Here is an 880-nt window from a genome sequence, read left to right as displayed (position 1 = left end):
CGTTGGTAGTGCTCACTGTGTCAGAGCACTGTAACGTACAGAGTTTGTTTTGTTAGCGACGCCGCTCGCGCCAATCACTCGCCTTCTCTATCTGTGGGAAGGGCGAGTTGTCGAGAACGCCGGCGACTGCTACCGCACCGCCACACAAACGTACGGCGCGGTCCGACTCGGCCTGCGTCACCGCAATCGCCAGACCCAGCCCGCCGCAGGCCACCAGCATCAACCCTGACGCGAAACCGGCCCAATAGAGCGGCGGTCCCTGATGCGCATGGCCGTGGAACACCGCGGCGACCGCGGCAACCAGCACCGCCACCACCGCCGGGGCGCGCACCCCCAGCGCCACCAGCGACCCGACCACCACCAGCGAGGCGGCCAACCCCGGCCCGGCATAGGGCAGCCGCACGCCCATCTGGGCGGCGAAGCCCGCGGCCAGCGCGGCGGTCACCGCGGCGGCCGGCACCTGCCACACCGCGGTGCCGCCGGCCTGTCCGGCCCACATGCCGATGCCGAGGATGCCCAGCAGATGCTGCAGCACCCACACCGGCGTGGTCAGCCCGTTGCCGAAGGCCCCCGTCACCGTCGTCATGCGCCCGCATCCCCCCCTTCCGTTCAGCTGTCCGTTCAGCTCCAGCTGCCGGTATGGCGGCTGAGCGGGGGCGGGGTCAAGCCGTCAGGACCGGCGCTGCCGGGGATGGCGGGGTTGCCGCTACCGCGCCAGCGGGTCGCCGAATTGACGCAAATCGTTCTCGCGCCGCATCAGGTCGCGCTGGCCCAGCGGGTCGAGCCGGCCCATGGCGTCGTCGGTGCGCATGCGGTCGACCTCCGGCCGGATCAGGTCGCGCTTGAAGGCGTCGGTGGCGCTCTGGGACGAGGGCGGGGG

General features: G+C 71.1%; 1 protein-coding gene. It reads right to left on the bottom strand.

From position 1 onward, the window contains the following. Positions 1–52 precede the first annotated feature (52 nt). Entirely contained in the window at positions 53–586 is a 534-nt protein-coding gene (locus GBZ48_RS35895; RefSeq protein WP_174475379.1) for a HupE/UreJ family protein, read from the bottom strand. Positions 587–880 lie beyond the last annotated feature (294 nt).

The organism is Azospirillum melinis, from assembly GCF_013340935.1.
GTDB classification, from domain to species: domain Bacteria; phylum Pseudomonadota; class Alphaproteobacteria; order Azospirillales; family Azospirillaceae; genus Azospirillum; species Azospirillum melinis.
This window is presented reverse-complemented; position numbering and strand designations above follow the sequence as displayed.